General features: G+C 71.2%; 1 protein-coding gene. It reads left to right on the top strand.

The genetic code is table 11. From position 1 onward, the window contains the following. The first annotated feature begins 307 nt into the window (after nt 1-307). Entirely contained in the window at nt 308-952 is a 645-nt protein-coding gene (locus tag AB0O00_RS40905; protein ID WP_363659725.1) for a LysE family translocator, read from the top strand. Nucleotides 953-1,113: the final 161 nt, after the last annotated feature.

Here is a 1,113-nt window from a genome sequence, read left to right on the forward strand (position 1 = left end):
CAGGGAACAAGCAGCCTCTCCGGCGCGAAGAAGCAGCTCCCCGGCCGGGCCCGTGACGCCTGGCGCGGGCCCGGGCCGTTCGAGAGCGAGCGGGCAATGACCGACCGCACCTTCGGCCGATCTCGCCGTCGGTTACCTGTCCAACGTCACCTCCCTGGCGGGCGGCCGGGGCATCGTCCAGGAGTTCAACTTCGCCGATGCCGGCTTGCGGGAACTCGACCTGGCGCGCGCCCCCACCGCCTGAAGCGCCGCCGACCGGGTGCCGGGTGACGGCTGTTGCGCCGCGTCTGGCATGGTGGCGTGTGTGATGATCTCAGCGGCGGCAGCCGGCGGAATGGCCCTGGTCGAACTGGGGATGGCACTGACGCCGGGCCCGAACATGGTGTACCTGGTGTCCCGGAGCGTCAGCCAGGGCCGCGCGGCCGGGCTTGTCTCGCTGGTCGGGACCGCGGTGGGCTTCCTTGTGTACATGACGTTGGCCAACGTGGGATTGGCGGTGGTCTTCGTTGCCGTCCCGTGGCTGTACATCGGCTTCAAGGCTGCTGGCGCGGCCTACCTCGCGTTCCTGGCCTGGCAGGCGCTCAGGCAGGGGGGCCGCGGGCTGTTCGAGCCTCGCAGCCTTCAGCGCGACTCGCACTGGAGGCTGCTGCGGATGGGGCTGATCACCAACCTGCTCAACCCGAAGGTCGCCATCCTGTACCTGGCGCTCATCCCGCAGTTCATCGATCCCGCACGCGGCCACACCACGGCCCAAGGGTTCGCTCTCGGCGCCGTGCAGATCGTGGTAGGCCTCACCGTGAACGGGCTGATCGTGCTCGCGGCCGGATCGATCGCCGGCCTGCTCAAGCGCCGCCCGGCATGGGCCAAGTGGCAGCGCTGGATCACCGGGAGCCTTCTCGGCGCCGTCGCGGTCGCGCTCGCCCGGGAAGTACCCGCCCGCGCGCGGGCTTGACCTCGGTCCACGAACCTTCCTCCCACAACGAAGCGGCGCGCCCCCCAAAGTGGGGGGCCCGCCCCCCGTGAAAGACTAAACAAGGGGTGGGGGCCCCCCGCGAGACGAACACGAATGGCCACACCGGGCAGCCCGGCGCGGCCCGGGGCGGGGGGGGCGCC

The organism is Kitasatospora sp. NPDC093558, assembly GCF_040683475.1.
Classification (GTDB): Bacteria; Actinomycetota; Actinomycetes; order Streptomycetales; family Streptomycetaceae; genus Kitasatospora.